General features: G+C 62.0%; 18 protein-coding genes. 12 read left to right on the forward strand and 6 right to left on the reverse strand.

Features of this window, described 5'->3' with window-relative positions:
* The first annotated feature begins 3 nt into the window (after positions 1-3).
* Positions 4-894: a U32 family peptidase gene (locus PSH73_RS11100; protein ID WP_057959568.1), complete on the forward strand. Its 891-nt coding sequence runs from the start codon at positions 4-6 to the stop codon at positions 892-894.
* Entirely contained in the window at positions 888-1,355 is a 468-nt protein-coding gene (locus PSH73_RS11105) for an SCP2 domain-containing protein (protein WP_271043443.1), read from the forward strand. Before PSH73_RS11100 ends, PSH73_RS11105 begins: the two co-directional genes overlap by 7 nt.
* 263 nt (positions 1,356-1,618) lie before the next feature.
* On the opposite strand, the gene ampC is transcribed toward PSH73_RS11105, so the two are convergent.
* The gene (ampC, locus tag PSH73_RS11110; protein ID WP_305462478.1) at positions 1,619-2,761 is read right to left on the reverse strand and encodes a class C beta-lactamase; all 1,143 of its coding nucleotides are present in this window, start codon (positions 2,759-2,761) and stop codon (positions 1,619-1,621) included.
* A 132-nt stretch (positions 2,762-2,893) separates the two neighbouring features.
* Between ampC and PSH73_RS11115 the strand changes: the two genes are divergently transcribed.
* Positions 2,894-3,772 (forward strand): LysR family transcriptional regulator, encoded by an 879-nt coding sequence (locus tag PSH73_RS11115; RefSeq protein WP_271043442.1) that lies wholly within the window; start codon positions 2,894-2,896, stop codon positions 3,770-3,772.
* Positions 3,773-4,198: 426 nt separating this feature from the next.
* Here PSH73_RS11115 and yghX read toward each other — a convergent pair whose 3' ends face one another.
* Genes yghX through PSH73_RS11130 form a run of 3 tightly spaced genes read right to left on the reverse strand, consistent with a single transcriptional unit; the run spans position 4,199 to position 6,569 of the window.
* Positions 4,199-5,086, reverse strand: a complete 888-nt coding sequence (gene yghX, locus PSH73_RS11120) for a YghX family hydrolase (protein WP_057959570.1) — start codon at positions 5,084-5,086, stop codon at positions 4,199-4,201.
* 46 nt (positions 5,087-5,132) lie between these two features.
* Positions 5,133-5,627, reverse strand: a complete 495-nt coding sequence (locus tag PSH73_RS11125; RefSeq protein ID WP_305462480.1) for a PaaI family thioesterase — start codon at positions 5,625-5,627, stop codon at positions 5,133-5,135.
* Positions 5,628-5,678: 51 nt separating this feature from the next.
* Positions 5,679-6,569 carry a DMT family transporter gene (locus tag PSH73_RS11130; protein ID WP_057959572.1) on the reverse strand — a complete coding sequence of 297 codons (891 nt, stop codon included), beginning with the start codon at positions 6,567-6,569 and terminating at the stop codon, positions 5,679-5,681.
* Between the two features lie 92 nt (positions 6,570-6,661).
* On the opposite strand from PSH73_RS11130, the gene PSH73_RS11135 reads away from it, so the two are divergent.
* Entirely contained in the window at positions 6,662-7,984 is a 1,323-nt protein-coding gene (locus PSH73_RS11135) for a PLP-dependent aminotransferase family protein (RefSeq protein WP_305462482.1), read from the forward strand.
* 19 nt (positions 7,985-8,003) lie between these two features.
* Here the strand turns inward: PSH73_RS11135 and PSH73_RS11140 are convergent, their stop codons facing one another.
* Positions 8,004-12,980 (reverse strand): glycosyltransferase family 32 protein, encoded by a 4,977-nt coding sequence (locus PSH73_RS11140; RefSeq protein ID WP_305462484.1) that lies wholly within the window; start codon positions 12,978-12,980, stop codon positions 8,004-8,006.
* A gap of 811 nt (positions 12,981-13,791) precedes the next feature.
* Here PSH73_RS11140 and PSH73_RS11145 point away from each other — a divergent pair.
* Genes PSH73_RS11145 through PSH73_RS11155 form a run of 3 tightly spaced genes read left to right on the forward strand, consistent with a single transcriptional unit; the run spans position 13,792 to position 17,867 of the window.
* Positions 13,792-15,201, forward strand: coding sequence for an NAD(P)/FAD-dependent oxidoreductase (locus PSH73_RS11145; protein ID WP_305462486.1), 1,410 nt, complete (start codon positions 13,792-13,794; stop codon positions 15,199-15,201).
* On the forward strand, positions 15,188-16,426 hold the full coding sequence (locus tag PSH73_RS11150; RefSeq protein WP_120732853.1) for an NAD(P)/FAD-dependent oxidoreductase: 1,239 nt from the start codon (positions 15,188-15,190) through the stop codon (positions 16,424-16,426). The genes PSH73_RS11145 and PSH73_RS11150 overlap by 14 nt, the downstream gene beginning before the upstream one ends.
* A 25-nt stretch (positions 16,427-16,451) precedes the next feature.
* Positions 16,452-17,867, forward strand: a complete 1,416-nt coding sequence (locus tag PSH73_RS11155) for an FGGY family carbohydrate kinase (RefSeq protein ID WP_057959576.1) — start codon at positions 16,452-16,454, stop codon at positions 17,865-17,867.
* Positions 17,868-17,871: 4 nt separating this feature from the next.
* On the opposite strand, the gene PSH73_RS11160 is transcribed toward PSH73_RS11155, so the two are convergent.
* Positions 17,872-18,651, reverse strand: coding sequence for a DeoR/GlpR family DNA-binding transcription regulator (locus tag PSH73_RS11160; RefSeq protein WP_057959577.1), 780 nt, complete (start codon positions 18,649-18,651; stop codon positions 17,872-17,874).
* 386 nt (positions 18,652-19,037) lie between these two features.
* On the opposite strand from PSH73_RS11160, the gene eutH reads away from it, so the two are divergent.
* The 5 genes from eutH to PSH73_RS11185 all read left to right on the forward strand — a co-directional run bounded on the left by eutH (position 19,038) and on the right by PSH73_RS11185 (position 23,419).
* Entirely contained in the window at positions 19,038-20,282 is a 1,245-nt protein-coding gene (gene eutH, locus PSH73_RS11165) for an ethanolamine utilization protein EutH (protein WP_057440016.1), read from the forward strand.
* A 56-nt stretch (positions 20,283-20,338) separates the two neighbouring features.
* Positions 20,339-20,695: a DUF1937 family protein gene (locus PSH73_RS11170; protein WP_120732854.1), complete on the forward strand. Its 357-nt coding sequence runs from the start codon at positions 20,339-20,341 to the stop codon at positions 20,693-20,695.
* Positions 20,696-20,826: 131 nt separating this feature from the next.
* A complete protein-coding gene (locus tag PSH73_RS11175; protein WP_057959579.1) occupies positions 20,827-21,672 on the forward strand; it encodes a DUF1989 domain-containing protein in 846 nt (281 codons plus the stop codon).
* Between the two features lie 278 nt (positions 21,673-21,950).
* Positions 21,951-22,457 (forward strand): sigma-70 family RNA polymerase sigma factor, encoded by a 507-nt coding sequence (locus PSH73_RS11180; RefSeq protein ID WP_057959580.1) that lies wholly within the window; start codon positions 21,951-21,953, stop codon positions 22,455-22,457.
* Positions 22,454-23,419 (forward strand): FecR domain-containing protein, encoded by a 966-nt coding sequence (locus tag PSH73_RS11185; protein ID WP_305462490.1) that lies wholly within the window; start codon positions 22,454-22,456, stop codon positions 23,417-23,419. The genes PSH73_RS11180 and PSH73_RS11185 overlap by 4 nt, the downstream gene beginning before the upstream one ends.
* Position 23,420: the final 1 nt, after the last annotated feature.

Consider the following 23,420-nt stretch of genomic DNA (forward strand, 5'->3'; position numbering starts at 1 on the left):
TACATGAAACTCAGCCTGGGACCGGTGCTGTTTTACTGGGATAAGCAACAACTGGGGCAGTTCTACTCCGAGATGGCCAGCCTGGCGCTGGATGTGATCTACCTGGGGGAAACCGTGTGCTCCAAACGCCGCGCGTTCAACCTCGATCAATGGTTGGGCCTGGGCCGCGAATTGCGCTCGGCGGGCAACGCGCAAATCGTGCTGTCGAGCCTGACCCTGATCGAGGCCGCGTCGGAGCTGTCGAGCCTGCGTCGCCTGTGTGACAACGGCGAGGTGTTGGTGGAAGCCAATGACATGGGCGCCGTGCAACTGCTCGCCGAACGCAAGCTGCCCTTTGTCGGCGGCCCGGCGCTGAATCTGTATAACGGCCACGCTCTCGTGCAATTGCTGGATGCGGGGATGATGCGCTGGGTGCCGCCGGTGGAATGTTCGGCCGCACTGATTGGCGATGTGCTGGAGCAGGTGCGTGAACTGGGCCGGCCGTTGCCTGAAGTCGAAGTGTTCGCCTATGGGCATCTGCCCCTGGCCTATTCGGCGCGCTGCTTTACGGCGCGGGCGGAAAACCGGCCCAAGGATGACTGCCAGTTCTGCTGCCTCAACTACCCGGATGGCATGGCCTTGACCAGCCAGGAAGGGCAGGCGCTGTTTACGTTAAATGGCATCCAGACCATGTCGGCGGATGTCACCAACCTGTTGGCCGACTATCCGGGGCTGGTCAGTTGCGGCGCCGACCTGCTGCGCCTGAGCCCACGGGCCCAGGGCATGGTGGGCATCGTCGAAGCCTTTGACCGGGTCCGCCAGGGGGCCACGCCGCCGTTGTTTGTCGAAGGTTGCAATGGCTACTGGCACGGCCAGGCCGGGATGTTGCGGGTCGAGGAGGTGGGACTGTGCTGAGTCGCAAACAATGGCTGCTCAAGGGCGCCGACCGCTTACTGCCGCTGATGCGCAAGGTGCCCTTTGTGGTGCAGCGCCTGGCGTTGCAACAGGCGCTGAATCGCTGCCTGGCCGAACCTTTGCGCGATGGCGGTTTTGAACTGCTGCGTGGGCGCTGGATGTGCCTGCGCATTCCCGACCTGGGCTTGCGCTGGTATCTGACCCTGGGCCGGGACGGACTGCGCATTGCCGAAAAGGCCGAGGCGCAGGTGACCATCAGCGGCAACTGGCGCGAGTTCCTGTTATTGGCCAGCCGTCAGGAAGATCCGGACACCTTGTTCTTTCGTCGGCGGTTGGTGATCGAAGGGGATACGGAGTTGGGGCTGGGCCTGAAGAACCTGATCGACAGCCTCGACCCGGATGTGCTGCCGCCCTGGTTGTGGCGCAATCTGGAACGGGCCGGTAAAGGCTTGGCGGCGTGAGATAGCGCTGGCGCAGAGGCTGCCCTGTGGGAGTGGGCAAACCCTAATGCCGTTCAGTTAAGCGCAGACCCCCTGTGGGAGCGGGCTTGCTCGCGAAGACGTCGGCCCAGCAAACATTGATGTTGACTGACCCACTGCTTTCGCGAGCAAGCCCGCTCCCACATTTGATCTTCACTGCTTTGAGCATTGCGTTCGCTTAACTGACCGGCTTTAGGGCAAGTCCACTCCCACATTGGGAACATGCCGGGTTCAAAAAATCTGGGCTATTGCTCCATGGCCTGCAGGATCGCATGGGCCGCTTTCACCCGCTCGGCATTGGGGTAGTTCTTGTTCGCCAGGATCACTACGCCGATGCCTCTGCTCGGCACATAAGCGATATAGGCGCCAAAGCCGCCGGTCGAGCCGGTCTTGTTTACCAGGGTGTTGGCGCGCAGCGGCTGGGCGGGGTTCAGCCAGGTGACCGGATGCGGCTCCATGGCCATGGGCGTCGAATTACCGGCGAGCAGTTCGTCAACACTCAGCGGGTAAGGGTACATCTCCCATCCCAGGCCCTGGGTGGTGTTGCCTACGGTGTAATAGCCGGTATGGGTGGCGGCGATGGCCTGTTGCAGCGGTTGTTCCAACGGCGTCGGGTCCATGTTCAGCGCCATGTAGCGGGCCAGGTCCGCCGGGCTGGTCTTCACCCCGTAGGCTTCGCTGTCCAGCGCCCCCGGGCTGACACGCAACGGCTTGCCGGCCTTGTCGTAGCCCTGGGCATACAGACCCATTTGCGCCTTGGGCACTGTGAGATAGGTGTGCTGGAGGCCGAGCTTGGGCAACAGGGTCTTTTCCATGGCCACATCGAACGGTTGCTGAAGGCTCTGCGCCGCCAGGTAGCCGAACAGGCCCAGGCTGGGGTTGGAGTACTGGCGGTGGGTGCCAGGGGGAAAAGTGGCTTTCCAGTGCTGGAAGTAGCCGATCATTTGCTGTGCATTGTCCGCCTTGCTGGGGAACTGCAACGGCAGCCCGCCAGCGGTGTAGGTGCCCAGGTTGAGCACGCTGATGTGATCGAACAGGCTGCCGCGCAAGGCTGGCAGGTAGTGGCTGGCCGGCTCCGCGAGCTGCAGCTTGCCAGTGGCCTGGGCATAGCCGGCCAGGGTAGCGGTGAAGGTCTTGCTCACCGAGCCGATCTCGAACAGGGTGTTCTCGCTGACGGGTTGCTGGTTGTCTTTGGTGGCAATACCGTAGTTAAAGTATCGGGCCTTGCCATCTTGCACGATGGCGACCGCCAGGCCGGGAATTGCCTGCTGCTGCATCAGCGGCTTGACGGTGGCGTCTACCACCTGACGCAGGTCGGCAGCGGCCATGCAGTTGCCGGCACCGAGCAATAGGCTGAGAATCGTGACGTTGCGCACATGTTGGTACATGATGTGGTCGCTTCCTTGAGGAGGGTCGGGTTAATCACTGCCTGCGCAGGCGCCGCCAAGATAGGCAGTTTGCCGGCCCCGGACAACCGATGATATCTCGCCCCAGTCATTAGAAAAATTTGGCCTTAGACCATGCTGCGTTCCCATTTACCCCTTAATGCATTGCGTGCTTTCGAAGCCTCCGCCCGGCATTTGAGCTTTACCCGGGCGGCCATCGAGCTGTGCGTGACCCAGGCGGCGGTCAGCCATCAGGTCAAGAGCCTGGAGGTACAGCTCAACGTCATCCTGTTCAAGCGCCTGCCCCGTGGCCTGATGCTCACCCGCGAGGGCGAGACGCTGCTGCCGGTGCTGCGCGAGTCCTTTGACCGTATCGCCCAGACCCTCGGCCAGTTCCAGGCCGGGCATTACCGTGAGGTGCTCACGGTGGGGGCGGTGGGCACGTTTGCGGTGGGCTGGCTGCTACCGCGCCTGGCGGATTTCCAGGCGCGCTGCCCGTTTATCGATCTGCGGTTGTCGACCCATAACAACCGCGTGGACGTGGCGGCCGAGGGCCTGGATTACGCGATCCGCTTCGGCGCGGGCGCCTGGCATGGCACCCATGCCTGTGAGTTGCTGGAGGCGCCGCTGACGGTGTTGTGCGTGCCGGCGATTGCCCGCCAGTTGGAAGGCCCGGACGATGTGTTGAAGCACACATTGCTGCGCTCTTACCGGGCGGATGAATGGAACCTCTGGTTCCAGGCCGCAGGCTTGCCCGCCGACACCCTGGTGCCGCGCAGTATCGTGTTCGATTCGTCCCTGGCGATGATGGAAGCGGCGTTGCAGGGCAGTGGCGTGGCGCTGGCGCCGGCGATGATGTTCTCGCGGCAATTGGCCCAGGACGTGATCCGCCAGCCCTTCGATGTAGGCATCAGCACCGGCAGCTACTGGCTGACGCGCCTGCAGTCACGCGCCGAAACCCCGGCGATGCTGGCATTCAAGCAATGGCTGTTGGAGCAGGTGAAGGGCCTGTAGGCGCCTGGCTTGCTGGTGTCGGTGGCTTCTCGGACGCCATCGCAGGCAAGCCAGCTCCCACATTTGATTTGCGATGCGGCGCAAATGTGTGCCCGGCAAAAGTCCCCTGTGGGAGCGGGCTTGCCCGCGATGGCGGTGGTTCAGGCGCTATTTTTGGTGGCTGGTATACCGCCATCGCAGGCAAGCCAGCTCCCACATTTGATTTGCGATGCGGCGCAAATGTGTGTCCGGCAAAAGTCCCCTGTGGGAGCGGGCTTGCCCGCGATGGCGGTGGTTCAGGCGCTATTTTTGGTGGCTGGTATACCGCCATCGCAGGCAAGCCAGCTCCCACATTTGAATTGTGATGCGGCGCAAATGTATGTCCGGCAAAGATCCCCTTTGGGAGCGGGCTTGCCCGCGATGGCGTCCGAGAAGCCACCGCCGCAATTACACGAGGTATTTACGGAACCAGCCCAAGGTACGCTCCCAGGCCAGGTTCGCCGCAGCATCGTCGTAGCGCGGGGTCGAGTCGTTGTGGAAGCCGTGGTTGGCACCTTTGTAGATATACGCTTCATAGGTCGTGCCAGCGGCCTTCAACGCCGCCTCATAGGCCGGCCAGCCTTCGTTGATCCGCGTGTCCAACTCGCCGAAATGCAACATGATCGGTGCCTTGATCTTCGGTACATCCTTGGCCTCGGGTTGGCGTCCATAGAACGACACCGCCGCGCCCAGTTCCGGGTAGGCCACGGCCGCCGCATTGGTCACGCCTCCGCCATAGCAGAAGCCGGTGATACCCACCTTGCCGGTGCTGGCGTCATGGTTCATCAGCCACTCAATGGCGGCAAAGAAGTCATTCATCAGCTTGGTCGGATCGACGGTCTGTTGCAGTGCCACGCCTTTTTCATCATTGCCGGGATAGCCGCCCACCGAGGTCAGGCCATCGGGTGCCAGGGCGATAAACCCGGCCTTGCCCAGGCGCCGTGCGACATCTTCGATATAGGGGTTGAGCCCACGGTTTTCGTGGACCACCACCACCGCCGGGAGCTTGCCGCTGGCCTTTGCCGGACGCACCAGGTAACCACGCACCTGGCCGTTGCCCTTGGGCGAAGGGTAGGTGACGTAGTCGGCAACGATGTCCGGGTCGGTGAACTTTACCTGTTCGGCCAGGGCGTAGTTGGGGCTCAGGGAGGCCAGCAGCGCCGAGGCGGTCAGGCCGCCAAAGGTGAACAGGGCCGCGCGGTCGAGAAACTCGCGACGGTTGATCTTGCCGTGGGCATAGCCGTCGTAGAGCTCCAGCAGTTCGGGGGCAAAGTCTTTGGCGGTCAGGCGCGTCATCGTCAGGTTCCTTTTTTCGGCACGTGGCGTTGAATGTAGACCATTCTCAGGCGGGCCGGCCATGGGCCGACGCCGCCAGCTGCCCGGTATCGACGCGCACGAAGATCGAGTCGCCAATCGCCGTCAGCACATCGCCTGCGTACACCTCACAGACCACGCGGCTTTTGCACCCGACCTCGCCCTCGACCCTGGCGCGCAGGGTCAGTGGCACGCCCATGGGGGTGGGCTTGATAAATTTGATGCCCAGGTTGCCGGTCACGCAGTCGATGCGCGGCGCCTCCCCAGGTTCGCGCTGCTCGGCACGGTAGTGATAGGCCATGGCGGTCCAGTTGGAGTGGCAATCCACCAGCATTGCAATCAGGCCACCGTAGACCAGGTCGGGCCAGCCGCAATACTGGGCGTCGGGCAGGTGCTCGGCGACGATATGCACGCCGTCTTCATCCCAGCGGCTTTTGATCTGCAGCCCGTGGGCATTGCGTGGGCCGCAGCCGTAACAGACGCCGTCCGGCGCGGTGGTGTCTTGCAGGGAAGGGCTGTGCATCGTGGATCCTTATTGTTTTTGGCCAATCCATGAGCCTAATGGCGCAGCCCCCTACCGCGCAAACTTCTTCGCCCCGGCCACACAGGCAATCACCGCGCCAGTCACCGCCAGCATGCCCAGGCTCACCTGTTCATGCAGCAGGCCGGCCGCCAGCGCCAGGCCGAAAAAAGGTTGCAGCAACTGCAACTGACCGACCGCCGCGATACCGCCCTGGGCCAAGCCGCGATACCAGAACACAAAGCCGATCAACATGCTGAACATCGCCACATAACCCAGGCTCAGCCACGCCGGCAGGCTGATCCCGCTGAAGGAGGCGGGGGCCAGGAGCAAGGTCAGGGGCGCCACCACCGGCAACGACACCACCAGCGCCCAGCAGATCACCTGCCAGCCGCCGAGGGTGCGTGACAGCGTGGCCCCTTCGGCATAACCGAGCCCGCACACCAGCACCGCCAACAGCATCAGCAGGTCGCCGGCGGGGGCGGCGCTCAGGCCCTGGGTCAGGGCATAGCCCATCACCAGCAGGCTGCCGAGGATCGAAAACAGCCAGAACACCGGGCGCGGTCGCTCGCCGCCGCGCAGTACGCCAAACACTGCGGTGGCCAGGGGCAGCAGGCCGATGAATACGATGGAATGGGCCGACGTCACGTACTGCAAGGCCAGTGCGGTCAGCAGCGGAAAACCGATCACCACACCGAGGGCAACAATCAGCAACGGCCGCCACTGGTGGCGCGCGGGGCGTTGTTCCCGGAACAGCCACAACAGGCACAGGCCCAGCACGGCGGCGATGCTCGCCCGGGCCACGGTGAGAAATACCGGCTCGAACTCCAGCACCGCCACGCGGGTGGCGGGCAGCGAACCGCTGAAAATCAGCACGCCAATCAAGCCATTGATCCAACCGCTGCGACTGTGCGCGGGGGTGATAATCCGAGAGGTCTGTTCCATGCAGGGTGTGCTCGTAGGGGGCGGGGTTGCGTTTGGCGCATCCTAGGGCGGAAGATTGGGACAATCAAAAAATTGTCATGGATACATCGCCTATGCCCCGTGCCCGTTACAAGTCGTTGGTGGATGCCTTTGCCCGGGATATCCGCGCTGGAACCCTGGTGCCCGGCACCCGCCTGCCCACCCACCGCCAACTGGCGGCCAGCCATGGCCTGGCTCTGGTCACGGCCAGCCGGGTGTATAGCGAGCTGGAGGCCATGGGCCTGGTCAGCGGCGAGACCGGGCGCGGCACCTTTGTGCGGGAAATTGCCCTGGCGCCCGGGCAGGGCATTGGTCAGATGGCGGTGGCGGCGGGCATGCTCGATTTGAACTTCAACTACCCGTCCTTGCCGGGCCAGGCCGACCTGCTGCGCACCGCCTTGCGCCAGTTGGCGTTGTCCGGCGACCTGGAAGCGCTGCTGCGTTACCAGCCCCATGCCGGGCGCCCCCACGAGCGGGCGGCCATGGCGCGGCATCTGCTGCACCGTGGTCTGAGCGTGGCGGCCGAGCAGGTGCTGGTGGTCGGCGGGGCCCAGCATGGCTTGGCGGTGAGCATGATGGCATTGCTCAAGCCGGGCGATGTGGTGGCGGTGGATGCGTTGACCTATTCCGGTTTCAAGGTGCTGGCCGAGGCCCTGCACCTGGAGATCGTCGCCATTGCGGTTACGCCGCACGGGCCGGATCTGGCCGCGCTGCGCCAGGTCTGTGGCCGGCGCCCGGTGCGCGCGGTGTACTGCATGCCGACCCTGCACAACCCCCTGGGCTGGGTACTGGGGCTCGAGCAGCGTGAGGAACTGGTACGCATCGCCCGCGAACATGGGCTGATCCTCATCGAAGACGCCGCCTATGCCTTCCTCGCCGAACAGGCGCCGCCACCGCTGGCGCAGCTGGCGCCGGAACGCACCGTGTATGTGGGCGGGCTGTCGAAGAGCGTCGCCACCGGCCTGCGTGTGGGCTTCGTCGCAGCGCCCCTGGAATGGGTGCCGGCGCTGGAGCGCACGCTCATGGCCACGGTGTGGAATGCCCCCGGGGTGATGACGGCCATCGCGGTAGGCTGGATCGAGGACGGCACGGTCGTACAGCTGGAGGCGCAAAAACGCCAGGACGCCCGGGCCCGCCAGGCGCTGGCGACCGAGGTGCTGGCGGGGCTGGCGTACATCAGCCATCCCGCCTCGTACTTTCTCTGGTTGCCTCTGGGGGAGGAGGTGCGCGCGGACCAGGTCACCATGGCCCTGGCGCGGGAGGGGATTTCAGTGTCCACTGCCGAGCCGTTTTCGGTGTCGGGGCAGGTGCCCCATGCGATCCGGCTGGCGCTGGGCTCGGTGGATAAGGGGGCGTTGCGCGCGGCATTGCTCAAGGTGCGGCGGGTGGTCGAATGACCATCCGCCGAGTGAGGGCTCAGCCGTCGATCCAGGAATGCTCAGCACCCACCTTGATGTTGAATTTGTGAAACAGCGGGAGGTAGTGTTCCTTCATTTCCTTGATCCTCACACCCAGCAGGTTGGATGGAACAATGCCCTTGCTCACGTAAAACTCGCGTAGACCGTCTTCGATATTGACGCTCGGTCCGGATGAAACAACTTTGTTGCCGACGACTTTTGATTCTTTGGCAATGCCGTCAAACCCTAGGTCGTACATGTCGGGTCGTTTCGCTTTAAGTATGTCATTGAACAGGTTGGGCCCTACCGTCTCAAAGATCTTGCGCTCATAGGCATTGAATTCGGGGGTGAATTGGACCCGTCCATTGGGGCCCCTGGAAACCGTGGGCCGATTGGCGGCGAAATACGACTTGTTGGCGGAAAAACGTTGGTTCATTTCTGTGATCATGTCCGTCAGCACGGGATTGCCCGGCTGCGTTGCAAAGTTACTGGTGTTATAGAACGGGTTGTAGCCGGTCAGGCTATGGGCAACAGGCTTGTTAAGAAGAACGTCATTGGCGCCGGCTTTTAAAACTACATTGCCGATATCGGCTTGAATCACATCATCGGTATCAAGATAGATGCCGCCGTATTTATTCATGATCGGATAGCGTGCGACGTCCGATGCGGCGGCCAGGTTTTTCCCCTGGCCTTGGCGAAAGTAGTCGTACATTTCGCCATTTTTCAACTGTTTGAAAACCTCGTCCTCATTGAGATTCACCACCGTCAGGTCGGGAGCCTTGCTCTGCAGCTTGCTTTTTATCTGTTGGAAAATGGCTGGGTTGTCGGCATCTACGTGGAGAACAGATTGGTAGCCTGGGGCTTTCTTGGCATTGTTGGCCATGTTTTCCACCAGGTTGGTGGGGATGTCCTGGCCTGCCCAGAAATAATGCAGTTGTTTGGGTAATGGCCTCGCATCTCTCGGGACATGTATGGAGATCGGCGGGCTGACATCCACGAACTGGAATCTATGGGCGTCGATTTTCTTGGCTTTGCCGAGTTGTTGTAGGGTTCCCCGCTGCCACTTGCCTTTGCCGGTTCTCCAGAAATACTGGTCAGTAACCCCTTCAACACCGGTAGAGGTATTCGTTGCCTTCCAGGCACCGAGTGAACTATTGAACGTGACGCTATGCTCCACGCCCATGTAATTGAGCGTGTAGGGGGAGGGTGGGCGCCCGGTTGTTTTGACATCGTCTATCGGCACGACATAAGTATGTTCGTCGAGCCGCCACGGCGTGGGCGGGCTCCCGGCACCGCCCAGCAGACGGTTACCCCTGGACACGGGTTCCCAGCCAGCAACGCCCAGATCCTTGACGGGGATATCGGGGCTTGCGCCTCCCGCGCGCACGATCACGCGCTGGCCATCTTTCACGCGTGACTCATACAGCGCTCCGTCAACCTTTACATACTCTTTATTGCTGCCCCCGACATACACATTGCCCTGTCGGCCCTTGATCTTTAGTTCTGACAGGGCGATATGTTTGACTTCATACCCGGATAAATCGGCATTCAGGGATTTCACCTCTCCATTGGCCGCTACCCGGTGCGGCTTGAACTCCTTTATCGGGGGGCCAAAGGCTCGCTTCTTGAGCGGGTCGTATTGATGCCAATTGCCTTGAAACATGACGACGTTACCTTCGGTCGTCTCCTGGCCAACCTTGAACGTGCCGGTTGCTGCCAGGCCGTGCTGCTGGCTGGCGATCTGGGTTGTGTCGCCGCCGAGAGCAATCGGGTTGTCGGGGGTAGCCACAAAGTTGTCCAGGGCTTTGCCGTACGCCCGCTGGGTGTGCGGGTCAAAGGCATACCATTTTTGGCTCGCCTCATCGAACTTGGCCAAGGCTTTGTTTTCAAGTGCGCTATTGGCTGCCTTGTAGGTGCCTTCGGCGATATCAGGTTTTTTCGCCAACTCCAGCAGGTTCACGCTGCGGTAGGAGCCACGCAAGTATTTGACCCCCTTGGAGGCGGTACGCCCCAGCTTCGCTACCGAGCGCGCCAGGTCATCAAGCCCCCCCACGGGATTCAGTGCGCCAACCGCCGCGCGCCCGATGATCTTGCCGGCACGCCCCAGTTTTGAAAGGGCCGATGCTCCGGCTGCGAGGGCTTTGGCACCTTTGGCTGCGGTGCCCAGGCCAATTGCAAAACCGAAGATATCAAACGCCAGGTCGGTAATGCCCTCGCCAACGTTGCCGTCTATAAAGTTCTTTATGGCTGAGCGAAATGGAATGAGGTTCAGGGCGATTTCTTCAAGCGCCTTATAGAACGGTAGTTCAGTGTCAAAGGTGGTGGCGCCCTTGGCGTAGCGTTCTACAGCAGGCAGGTCCATGGCCTCGATCACTGCGTCAGCAATGTAGCGGGTCCGGGCACTGTTGAAGCTGTTGGGCGCGCCTTGTGCCCCCTTGTTTTCATCGGTTATGCCAGGCGGGTGCGGGCCCGCCGGTTTTACTGCATCGAATCTCTTGCCGCCTGATGCGTGTAAAAAGCCGCTGGTGGGGGCGTACTCCTGGTAACTCTGGTTCGGTCGCCTGGTCACCGTGCCTTTCAATCGGTCAATGGCATAGGTCATGACCTTACCGTTGCGCTCGGTCTTGACCAGCAGCACACCCGGTTCAACGAGAATGGGGTGATCGGCCCGGGTGTAGCGAACCTCCTTGCTGATGGATATTTTGCCAAACTCGAGGTTCTCCCGGTCTTGCGGCGGCAGTTTTGAAATAAGCAGCTTGATCTGGGTGGCCGTGGCTTTCTTGACCGTATTGGCGTAGCCCGCAAATGTCTCGTTGAAGGCCTCCACCGGGCGCGCCAGGTTTTTAAGCTTTGGTATGACAGCACTGATGTTGATCGCCTCAGATGAGGAAACCCATGCCGCAGGTTTGCCATCAGGCTCGAGGGTGATCGCCCCAAACGTCAGGTCTTTTACAAAAGCACGGCCATGCTCCCCCCAATTGTCGGCCGAGTCGGGAGCCCCGCTGAGCGCGCGACCATCGATATACAGGTCGAGGATCGAGTAGGGGCCCGGGAAATAACGGCTGGAGGGTTGCGAGGTAATGCACTTCTTGTCGAACAGTGCCGGGTCCATGTCCGGCAGGGCTTTCTTCAGTTGCTCGAGGGCAATTGCCTTGGTGGTAGGCATTTGCGCAAGTTGGGTTTCGGAGGCCTCTTTCAGCTCGCGAATCTGCGCACTGAACTCCTCGCGCACGGTATTTATGGCCGTGGGTGTTGCCGGGTAACCCATGCCGTTGGCTGCTCCCCAGTCTTTGATCGCCTCGCTCTGCGCCGTGTACTCAATACGACGTTCTTCGTCAGTGATGGGGGCGGTTGCGGCGTCGAGCATGATTTGCGCGTAGCTCATCGTCGCCGTGCTGCCTGGCGCTTTTGCTTCGAGGCGCGCGGTTGCCGTGACCAGGCTGACCCAGCTATGGGTGCCCGGCGTCACCTGATTCGGAATGCCCTTGACCAGGAACTCCGGTGCCCGGCTGGCCAGCAAAAGATGGGCCTTGACTGCCGCGCTCTCAGGGGACGAAGCGCTGCCTTGGGCGAGCAAGTGCGCGGCGAGTTCCTTGATGATCGCCGAGGCGGGCTTGCCCGTATTGTTCTCCGAGACCAGCCGATAGCCCTCGATCTGTCCGGGTGACGGGTTATGCAGGTGCTTGCCGCTCTCGATGTTCAAGGCCGCCAACAGCCAGTCCGTGGCACTGCCTTTGACGCCGCGCGCCTCGAAAGTGGCCTGGATGGCGCTACCCAGTGCCTTGCCCCGGGGCGAATGGAGCAAGGTATCGATCAACTGCCGTGGGTGTTTTTGGTCCTCGGCCGAGATTTGCCTGCCGTTCAGCAAATAATCCAGCACATGGTTAAACGGACTCAGCGTGGTATCGCCGAACTTGCCGGCGCGTAGGTCCGAGTGCAGTTGTTCCTGGCTGGCGCGGTCAAGGGGTTCGGGCCAGGCCAGCGCTCCACCCAGGTTGCCATTGGCCGGTGCCTTGGGGGCTGGCGTAGCGAGGGCGGTTGCAAGGTTTGCCAACTGCTCGTGAGTGGTGGGCACGTCCCAGCCATGGTCTTCGATGAATTGCAGGAGGCTGACCTTGTTCGATTGCTCGGTGTGGTTGGCCTGGTAGGTGCTGTTGGGGGACAGCTCGATCATGCTTTTGTGCAGTTGGTTCCTGATCTGCCCGGCATAGTCGATGTCGTGCTCGACCGACGTTGCCAGGTGACGAAGCTCGGCGATGGCCTGGTGCCGGTGGTCAATGTCGCCCAGATGCGCTTCCTGGTTTTGCAGTTCATCTTCGCTGCGCGACTTGATCAAGGGGGCCGAGGTGGCTGGATCGAGCGGTGTGAAGCCTTGGTTCTGGTCGATTTGCGCAGCACGCTGGCGCATTGAGGGGGCGGTGAGGTCCAGCCGCTCATTGTAAAAGCGCCCGACCAACCAGTAGGGAACGGGCTCGATAAGGTCGCTTGCCGGCGGCGAGAAGGCCGTATCGCTGTCGCCCGCAGCGATGACTTGGCCGGCCTTGAGCACGGGCCCGCTGATGGCGGCCCAGCGGGCGTCGTCTTGCCCGACGGTGTGTCGCTTCTGCTCGGGATCAAGGTGCTGCTGGAGCTTGAAGGAGATTTTGCCGGATTGCGGATGCAGTTCGATCGAGCGGGGATTGATGCCTTTGTCTTGCATCCATTGACGGATGTCGGGCGATTTGAAGGCGTTTGACAGTTGCGTCCACCACTGGCCGAACGTGGACTCGGGAGCAAGGGTGTTGATCGTGACGTTTCTCTGGCCATTGGCGGCCAGCAACAGCGCCGAGTGATACTCCATCGCCAGCTCGCGATCACCTGCGATACGCGGGTTTTCGTTGGGGCCTTCGGGGTTGGGGGCTTCACGTTTTTGCCGGGAGGGCGGCGGTCCGGGGAGGATGTTGGAGGCAAGAGGTGGCTGACGTTGCGGGTTCACGTGCTTGGGAATACTGAGCATAAGGGCGACTGCCTGAAGGTTTGGGAATGGGTCCGGGGTTAAACAGCGACCGTGGCATTAGCCTTGTGTAGCGGTTTAACGCCGGATGATTCCCTTGCGTCTGCAGTTGTTGATTTACCTCTTATTTCCATCAGCTACGGATCAGAAATCCCAGCGGGTAGTCAGCATCACGGTTCTTGCCTTCGGAGGGCTCCAGCAGTTGGTTTTTGCGGTCGCCTTCGGCTGTTGGCGCACCCGGTCAATCGCTTTGAGCACCTGTGCCGCCTGCAGAATCTGCTCGGGCGAGGGGCACCGTGGTCTCAGCGCAGCCCCTTTCAACGTCTTTAATAGAAGGACTCGAAGAAAGATGGCTTCACGTCGTTAATGCGCGGATTTCATGTGGTTAATTTTGGGTATCAGTCATTTTTTGTTGGTTTTATTGACTGATCGGCGCTGGTAGAGCGCGATATGGCCGTGGGAAAGCGGTCTGGGTCATGCTTTATAGGTGTTGAAAAGTAACCATGTATAAATTTTATGTGTATTTAGGTAGCGCTTTTGCGCGTATTGACCGAATCCACAGTAACGTCTTTTTGACAGAGTCCGCTCTGTGCGCACCGATCCGGTCAGCCTTTTCCACGTTGTGTTTAAAGCCAGGATCCCCATAAACATTAGGCGCTGGCATGGCTGTGACTGCTTGTCCTGACGCAGAGCCCTTGGGCACTGCGAGAAACGCCATAGCCAATCGGTCATTCCAACCCCGGTTCGGTCAGTGGCATATGCCCTGCACCCTTTCAAGGCATTCCATGCGTTCACTTCACCCATAGGCTTGATCATGACGAAACCCTTCCCGAATCAGAGCGGTATCTACGACGTCATCGTTGTGGGCGGTGGCGTGGTGGGATGCGCGATGGTTCGGCGCTTTACCCTGGAGGGGGCGCGGGTGCTGTTGCTGGAAAAGAGCCCGGATATCCTGTCTGGGGCGAGCAAAGGCAATAGCGCGATCTTGCACACCGGCTTCGATGCGCCCACCGGCAGCCTGGAGCTGCAGTGCATGAAGGATGGCTACCAGGAATACCTGGAGATCCACCAGCAGATGTCGCTGCCGCTGCTCAAGAGCGGCGCGATGGTGGTGGCCTGGAACGAGGACGACCTGGGCAAGCTGCAAGGTATCGTCGAGCAGGCACACGCCAATGGCATTGCCGATGTCAGCCTGATCGGCCGCGAGCGGCTGCGCAGCCTGGAACCGAACCTGGCGCACAATGCCCTGGGCGCGGTCGAGGTGCCTGGCGAATTCCTTATCGACCCGTGGTCGGCGCCCTTGGGGTACCTGCTCCAGGCGATGATGCATGGCGCGCAGGTGCGCCTCAACACCGAGGTCAACGGCGGCTATTTTGATGGCGATCTCTGGGCCCTGGAGACCACCAACGGGTTTATCCGCGGCCGTACGATCATCAACTGCGCCGGGTTGTTCGGCGATATGCTGGAGCAACAGTTGCTGGGCGCATCGAGCTTTTCCATTCACCCGCGCAAAGGCCAGTTCGTGGTGTTCGACAAGGCGGCCGCGCGCTATCTGGGCAATATCATCCTGCCGGTGCCCAATGAGCGCACCAAGGGCATCGTCCTGACACGCACGGTCTACGGCAACCTGTTGGTGGGGCCTACCGCCGAAGAACAGGAAGACCGCCTGCACGCGGGGCTCGACAGCGAGGTATTGCGCCAACTGGTGGACGCTGCCGTCGAGCGCATTCCCGCGCTCGACGGCATGCCGGTCACTGCCACCTATGCTGCGTTGCGCCCGGCCACGGAAAAGAAAGAGTATCGGGTGCAGCGGGTCGAAGGTAAGAACTGGATCAGCGTCGGCGGCATCCGTTCCACCGGCCTGACGGCGGCGCTGGGCATCGCCCGGCACGTGTTCAGCCTGTATCAGCGCGAGCACACGCCAGTCCCCGCGTCCATCCTGCAATGGCCGACGCTGCCTAACCTCGCCGAACATTTGCCACGCGACTACCACCGGCCGGGCTACGGCGAAATCGTCTGCCACTGTGAAATGGTGACCCTGCGGGAAATCCAGAATGCCTTGGCCAGCGCGCTGCCGCCCGGTGACCTGGGCGGGTTGAAGCGGCGCACGCGGGCCTGCATGGGGCGCTGCCAGGGTTTTTATTGTGGGGCGCGGGTGGCCGAGCTGAGCGCTGGCCATCTGGCCATTCCCCTTGCAACAGGTGTTTGTCATGCAGCCCATTGAAGTCGAAAACATTGATGTCGCGATTATCGGTGGCGGGCCGTCGGGACTGTCGGCGGCGATCACCCTGCGCAAGCTGGGTGTGGGCACGGTGGTGGTGCTCGAGCGTGAGCCCGAGGCTGGCGGTATTCCGCGCCATTGCGGGCATCCACCCTTTGGTCTGCGTGAATATGGCCGGGTCTACACGGGGCCGGCGTATGCGCGCAAAAATGTCACGCAGGCGGTGAAGGCGGGCGTGGATATCCGCGTCAAGCACTCGGTGACGCAGATGGGCCAGGGCGGACGCCTGGAGGTGGTCAGCCCGCAGGGCGCCAAGGTGATCCAGGCGCGTCGGGTGCTGATCGCCACCGGGGCCCGGGAAACGCCGCGCTCGGCGCGCCTGGTGGGTGGCGACCGCCCGCTGGGGGTGATCAATACCGGTGCGTTCCAATCCTATCTGTACCTGGAGCACCTCAAGCCCTTTGAACGCCCATTGATCGTCGGTACCGAGCTGGTCAGCCTGTCGGCGGTCATGAGTTGCCGGCGTGCCGGGATCCGGCCGGTGGCCATGATCGAGGTCAACCCACGGGCCACGGCGCGCTGGCCGTTGTCGCTGTTCCCGCGGCTGTGCGGGGTGCCGATGCATTTTGGCGCGCAACTCCTGCAAATCCACGGCACCGGGCGGGTCGAGGGCGCGACGGTGCGCCTGGCCAACGGGCAGACCCAGACGTTTGACTGTGACGGCGTGCTGCTCACCGGCCAGTTCACCCCCGAATCGAGCCTGGTGCGTTTGAGCGAGTTGCGCCTGGACCCCAACAGCGGCGGCCCGCATATTGATCAGTACGGGCGCTGTTCCGACCCGGCGTACTTTGCCGCCGGCAACCTGCTGCGCCCCGTCGAGACGGCAGGTTGGTCGTTTCGCGAAGGCCATAAGATCGCTACGATGATCGCCCGTGACCTGCAGGGGCAATTACCGTCTGCTGCGTCGAGTATCGAAATTGCCTGCAGGGGCGACTTGAAACTCTGCGTACCGCAGCGCCTGAGCCCGTCTGCCGTGGCGGGGCTGCAGCACCTGCAACTGCGGGTTCGTCGTGGGGTGAAAGGGCGCCTGGTGGTTCGCGCCGACGGTAAGGAGATCTGGTCGCGCGCCGACAGTTCGCTGCCCGAGCGGCGGATCTTGATACCCATCGCCAGCCTGAACCTGCCCCAGGGCGTACAGCAACTCGAAGTCGACTTTGTCGGCCCATAACAAGACCTGCCGAGGAGTCTTTAACATGCGCATTGCCGCGCTCGATCAAGGTACCACCAGCACCCGCGTGCTGGTGGTGAGTGACAATGGGTCTGCTGATATCCAGCTCTCGTTGCGCCATCAGCAACACCATCCCCATCCTGGTTGGGTGGAGCATGATCCACTGGAATTGCTCAATAACCTGCAGCGTTGCCTGGAGGCCACCGGCCAGGTGGACGCCATCGGCCTTGCCAACCAGGGCGAGAGTTGCCTGGCGTGGGATGCCCAGACCGGCGAGCCGTTATCCCCGGTGATCGTCTGGCAGGACAATCGCACCTCGGCCGAGATCGCCCAGTTGCGCGGCGACGGTGGCGAGGCCCTGACCCTGGAGCGCGCCGGTTTGCCGCTCGACCCGTATTTTTCGGCGAGCAAGCTGGCCTGGATCGTGCGCAACCTGCCGGCCGCGCAGAGCGCATTGCGCGCCGGGCGGCTGCGCCTGGGCACCACCGATGCGTACTTTCTCGACCGTCTGACCGGGGTCTTTGCCACCGATGTCACCACCGCTTCGCGCACCTCGCTGATGAACCTGGCGACCGGGCAGTGGGACAGCCAGCTCTGCGAGCTGTTTGGCGTGCCGATGGAAACCCTGCCGCAGATCCGCGACACCGTTGGGCACTTTGGCGAGATTGGTGCCACCCCGGTCACCGCGTCGATTGTCGACCAGCAGGCCTCGCTCTATGGCCATGGTTGCCGCAATGAAGGCGACGCCAAGATCACCTACGGTACCGGCGCGTTTGCCCTGACCTTGACCGGCGAGCAGATCATCCGCGCGCCGGAAAAGGGCCTGCTGGCAACCATTGCCTGGCAGATCGACGGCAAGCCCACCTATGCCATGGACGGTGGTGTCTACGATGCCAGCGCGGCGGTGGAGTGGGCCGGGCGGCTCGGCTTGTTCACGGATTTTTCGGAGCTGGCGGCGTTTGACGAGCCTCCGGCCATTGGCCGCCAACTGGCGTTTGTGCCGGCGCTGTCCGGGCTGGCTTGCCCCCATTGGGACCGCAGCGCGACCGCCCTATGGGTCGGTATGAACGGCAGCACCACACGCCAGGATATGTGCCAGGCGGTGCTGGAGGGCGTGGCGTTACGCAGTGTTGAAGTGATCACGGCCATGGACGGGTTTCTCAGCGTCACCGATCACCTGTCGATTGATGGCGGCCTGGCGCGCAGCCCGTACTTTGCGCAGTTCCTCGCCGATGCCTTGCAGCGTTGCATCGTCACTCAGCGTTTCGATGAGTTGACCGCGTTCGGCTGTGCCGCGCTGGCGGCCAAAGGGCTTGGCGTGGCGCTCAAGCCGCCGCGCAATACCAGCACCAGCTTCCACCCGAAAGTCAGTGCCGCCCAGGCCCAGCAGTGGCGTGCCACGTTCAGTGACGCGGTGACGCGGTGCCGCGACTGGCGTTAACCAGTCACCACTCCGGGCGGGTCAGGGCAGGGGCTTGCAGCACTTCAACCTGGGCTTCTGCCAGGGCCTTGGCCAGTTCGCCCAGGGGCGCGCGGTCGATGATCAGTCGGTCGATGCGCTCCAGGGGGAACACCTGGAACAGCGCACGCTTGCCCATCTTCGAAGAGTCGGCAATCACCGTGAGGTAGCGTGTGCGGGCGATCATCGCGCGGGTGATTTCCGCCTCTTCGATGGAGAAATCGAAGGCGCCGTCGGTGTTCAGGGCGCCAATGGTGACCACGGCATGTTCGGCGTTGAAACGGGCGATCTGCTCCATGGCCAGGGCGCCGATATTCTGTTCCGATTCGGGGCGGTATTCGCCGCCGATCATGAACACGCGATTGCCGCTGGCGCCAATGGCGGCGGCGATCAACAAGGAGTTGGTGATCACTGTGATGCGGTTGAGTTTTGCCAGTTCACGGGCGAAGAACAGGGTAGTGGTGCCAGTATCAATCAGCAGACTGTCGCCCGGCGCGTAGAGCCCGGCGGCAAAGCGCGCCACTGCACGTTTCTCGTGGGAGAACTCATTCATTCGGGTCTGGAAGGCGTTCTCGTGCTCTCCGCTGGGGGGCAGCGAGGCACCGCCATGGAACTTGGTGACCTGGCCGTCTTCGGCCAGGGCCGTGAGGTCGCGGCGTATGGTTTCTTGCGAAGTGCCGAGGGTGCGCGCCAACTCGTCGACCGAAATGCGTTCACGTTGGCGTAGTAACTCAAGGATATGTTGGCGTCTTTCATTGGGGCGCATGGGTAATCATCCTCTTGATGCTACGTGAATGCGCCACAGGGGCGCGGCGCTGTTACCGAGGCACTCAAATGATGCCGCAGTCGCTAGCGCTGGGGCGTTTGAGCGCCAGCGGCAGGGAGGTGAACGTGGTATTGGCGTTTGTCGTTCACGGCCGTAAAGTCCGCTGCCTTGAAAGGTGTGACCAGAGATTACGCAATACAATTGACCGATTCCAGTGTGTTTAACCCGCAAAACCACATAAAACACACGATTGGCATGGGAAGTGGTTAGTAATAGGGTGTGAAAACACCGCAAATGGAGCTGTAAACGCGTTTGGCCAATGGAGCGACCGAACTGGGGCGTACTCCTACAAAAACAATTGATTCAGTACAGATGGAGCGAAAGCAATGGCGGAATTTGGCAACTACGTTATTTACCTGATCATGATCGGCGCGGTGGTTGGCGCGTTTGCATCCGTGATCAAGCCGGACAGCGGCCTGGGCAAGGAGTTTGTCAACGGCATCCACTCCATCGGCCCGGTGTTCCTGGCGCAGGCGGGCATCATGGTGGCGATCCCGTACTTGTCCAAATTCATCGAGGTCGCCCTGGGGCCGTACTTTGGTGCGATGGGGTCTGACGTGTCGATTGCGGCGCTGTCGATCATTGCCGTGGACATGGGCGGCTACCAGTTGGCCGATGCCCTGGCGGCGAACCGCGACATGTGGATCACCGCCATGATCGTCGGCTACACCTCCGGCGCGACCATTGTCTACCTGATCCCGGTCGGCCTGATGATGCTCGAACGCAAGGACCACAAGTACCTGGCGCTGGGGGCCATGGCGGGCTTGATCAGCATCCCGTTCGCGGTGCTTGCGTCGCTGATGATGATCACCGCCTTCAACCTGCCGGTGCGGGACATTGTGTCCACCACGTCGCCGGCGTTGCATTACCTGAGCCTGGGTTTTGTCGACTGCGTGCGCTTGCTCGCGCCATTGTTTGTGTTCTGCTTCCTGCTGGCTGCCGGCCTGCGCTACCGGGCGGCGTGGATGGTGGCCGGGTTCCTGGTGTTCGGTAAGTTGATGGACGCCTTTATCAAGATCGTCCTGGCGTTGGCCATCGTTGAGCACTTCACCGGGTTCTTCATGAAGAATTTCGGTGTGTGGGGCTTTGACCCGATGTTCGCCGACGAGAAGGAGTTGTTCCGTGCCATCGAGATTGCTGGCTATATCGGCATCATGCTCGCCGGTACGTTCCCGATCTGCTACCTGTTCAACCGCTACTGCAAGAAACCCATGGAAGTGCTGGGCAAGCACATCGGGCTGTCGGCCGATGGTGCGGCGGCGTTTGTCATGGTGTTTGCCAACATCATCGCGGTTTACCACCTGTTCAAGAAAATGAATGCCCGGGATAAGGTCCTGTGTGTGGCGCTGGGTGTCTGTGCCCAGGCCACCATTGGCGATCACCTGGCCTTTACCGCGAACTTCCAGCCGACGCTGATCATGCCGATCCTGCTCGCCAAGCTGTTTGGCGGCCTGCTCGCCGTGGCGATCGCGATCAAGATCTCGGTGCCCGCCGCCCAGCGTTATGAAGCGCAGGAACGCGAGCGCGAAGAGGCCGATGCTCCCGGTGTGCCCGCTGCCCAGGCGGTCTGACGCCCACTGTTCAACCATCGCAAGGGTGCGAGCCCTTGCATTGCCCTGAGGTAACAATGAGAAAGATCTTTCTGGCCTGCCCCTACAGCCATGCCGATGCGTCCGTCACCCACGAGCGCTTTATCCAGTGCAACAAGGTGGCGGCCACGATTATCGAGGCGGGTCATGGGGTGTTCAGTCAGGTGTCGATGTCGCACCCGATCAACCTGGCGTTCGAAGGCAAGGACAACGCAACCATCGGCAAGCTGTGGGCGCCGGTGGATGCGTTGTTCATGGACATGATGGAAGAATTGATCATCCTCGATCTGCCGGGCTGGGACTTGAGTTCGGGGATCAAGCGTGAGATTGAATTCTTCAAGAATCGCGGGCAGAAGGTCAGCCTGTGGTCGCAGGTTTCTGGCGAGTTCAGCTAACAACGCAGATCCCCTTGTGGGAGCGGGCTTGCCCGCTCCCACAAAAGCCCTCCCACTTCGGGTTGTGTGCATGGCGCACGCCACATGCCACGTTGTATGGTCTTGCAAAACCCTGCAACGGAGCACCCCCCATGTACAAGGACTATCCCGCCGCCTACCAAGTCAGCAAAGGTGCTGCCTTGCAGGTCGACCAGGCATTTTATGATCGCGTGCGCGAGGCCGAGCGCACCCTGGTCGAGCAGTTTGAAGTGCCGATCCGCACCGGCCGCGCCTGGAAAGTGCCGGCAGGTCACGTGTTCCGCGTGACCACCCCGGTCGGCCCGCAGGTTGGCGACTTCAATGTGTGGAATGCCAATGATCCGCGCGAGCGCATGTGGGCGGCCCGCACCCGCCAGTTGCAAGGCGCCCACGTCAGCACCTATGACCGCTTGTGGTCGAACCTGCCGTTCCTGCGGCCGATGGTCACCATCACCGATGACAGCCTGGCCGGCTACGGCATCGACGAGCACGGCGGGCGCCTGCACGACCTGTTGGGCACGCGCTGCGACCCATACGTGAACAAGATGCTCACCGGCGAGGACTTCCACCACCATTGCCACTCCAACCTGACCCGCGCCATCTTGCCCCACGGCCTGACCGAGTTCGATGTGCACGATGTGTTGAACATCTTCCAGTGCACCGGCCTGAACCACGACGACATGTACTTCATGAAGGCATGCCCGGCCAAACAGGGCGATTATCTGGAGTTTTTTGCCGAGATCGACTTGCTGTGCGCACTGTCCACTTGCCCGGGCGGCGACCTGTCGCTGCCGATGTGGGGCCCGGATGCCCAGGATCCGCTGACCGTGTGCCGCCCGCTGGGCGTGGAGATCTATCGGCTCGACGCGGCCCTGCTGCACGGCTGGGAATCGCCTGCGCGCGCGGCGTACAACGGCAACCATGGTTTGCTGATTCCCAAGGCAGCGTGGGAAAAATAATGGAGCCGGGAAGGGCGGCGGTAGTGCTTTATGTGGCGGAAATTGCGTGCCCAGCCGCCCCCCCCCCCCTGTGGGAGCGGGCTTGCCCGCGATGGCGTTGGTTCAGGCGCTACTTCTGGTATCTGACACACCGCCATCGCAGCCAAGCCAGCTCCCACAGTTGATGTGTGGTGTGTGTAAGGTTAGAGATCCCCTATGGGAGCAGTCGAGGCTGTACAAGCATCAGGTCCAGACACTAAAATGAGAAGTATTATCATTCGCTGCTCATTGGACCTGACATGTACGACGACAGTCTCGTCTCGCCCGTCGAACAACTCTATACCCGTCATCACCCCTGGTTGCGCAGCTGGTTGCAGCGGCGCCTGGGGCACTGCGCCGATGCCGAAGACTTGGCCCACGACACGTTTATCCGGGTGTTGCGCACGCAGCAGGATGTGCGGGAGTTGCGCCAGCCCATGGCGTTTCTGGCGGCGATTGCCAATGGCTTGCTGATCAACCGCTGGCGCCGCCAGGCGATTGAGCGGGCTTACCTGGAAGCACTCGCCGCCCGCCCGGAAGGTGAGGAGCCATCGCCCGAGACCCGCTACCTGATGATCGAAACCCTGCTGCAGCTCGACTCGCTGCTGGTGGGCCTGTCGATGCAGGTGCGCAAGATCTTCTTCCTGTCCCAGCTCGATGGCCTGACGTACCCGCAGATCGCCACGCAGTTGAGCTTGAGCGTGGCCCAGGTGCAACGGGCGATGGGCAAGGCTTTCAGCGTGTGCTACGCGAGCCGTTTTGAATGACTGGTAAGCCGGTTGCACCGAAAGTCCGCGAGACGGCCATCGACTGGATCGTCCGCGTGCAGTCCGGAATGATGAGCCCGGCCGAGCAGCAGGCGTTGCAGCATTGGCGCCAGGCAAACGCCGAGCACGAATACGCCTGGCAACGCGTCGCCAGTCTGCCGCTGATGCTCCAGCCCGGCGCCAACCTGTTGGCCGATGTCACCGCGCGGCGGGCATTGGAGGCGGCCGGGGCCGATCCGGCACGGCGCCGGCAGGTGCTCAAGTGCTTGTTGGGCCTGGGCCTGCTCGGTGGCTTGTCCTGGCAGGGCGCGGAATCGACCCTGGTGCGTGCAGCCTTTGCCACGTACCGCACGGCCACCGGCGAGCGCCGCCGCTGGACCCTGGCCGATGGCAGCTCTCTGTGGTTGAACACTGCCAGCGCTGTCAGACTGGACTTTAGCGCGCAGCTGCGTCGCGTGCAGTTGATCGAGGGCGAAGTGGCGCTGGATGCTCGGGTTGAATCGCGCCCGCTGCAACTGCTCACACCGGATGCGCTGCTGCGTAGCCAGGATGCCAATCTGTTGGTGCGCCATGATCAGCAGGGTACGTGGATTACCGTAGTGCGCGGGCTGGTCGAGGTGAGTTCGCCGCGCCACCCGGCACCGGTATCAGTGGCGGCAGGCTGGCAGACCCAGGTCGATCGCCAGGGTGTGGGCACGCCACGGCAAACCGATGGGTTTCTGGCCCAAGCCTGGCTGCGCGGGATTTTGCCCGCCGAGCGCATGCGCCTGGATGTGCTGCTGGCCGAACTGTCCCGTTACCGGCCGGGCGTCTTGCGATGCAGCGAGCAGGTCGCGGCGTTGCGCGTGACCGGCAGCTTCCAGTTGGACGATACCGATGCGGCGTTGGCGTTGGTCGCCCATGCATTGCCCGTGCGTATCGAGCGGCGGACCCGCTATTGGGTGACTGTGGTGCCGGTCTGAA

It is taken from the genome of Pseudomonas sp. FP2294, from assembly GCF_030687625.1.
Lineage (GTDB): Bacteria > Pseudomonadota > Gammaproteobacteria > Pseudomonadales > Pseudomonadaceae > Aquipseudomonas > Aquipseudomonas shahriarae.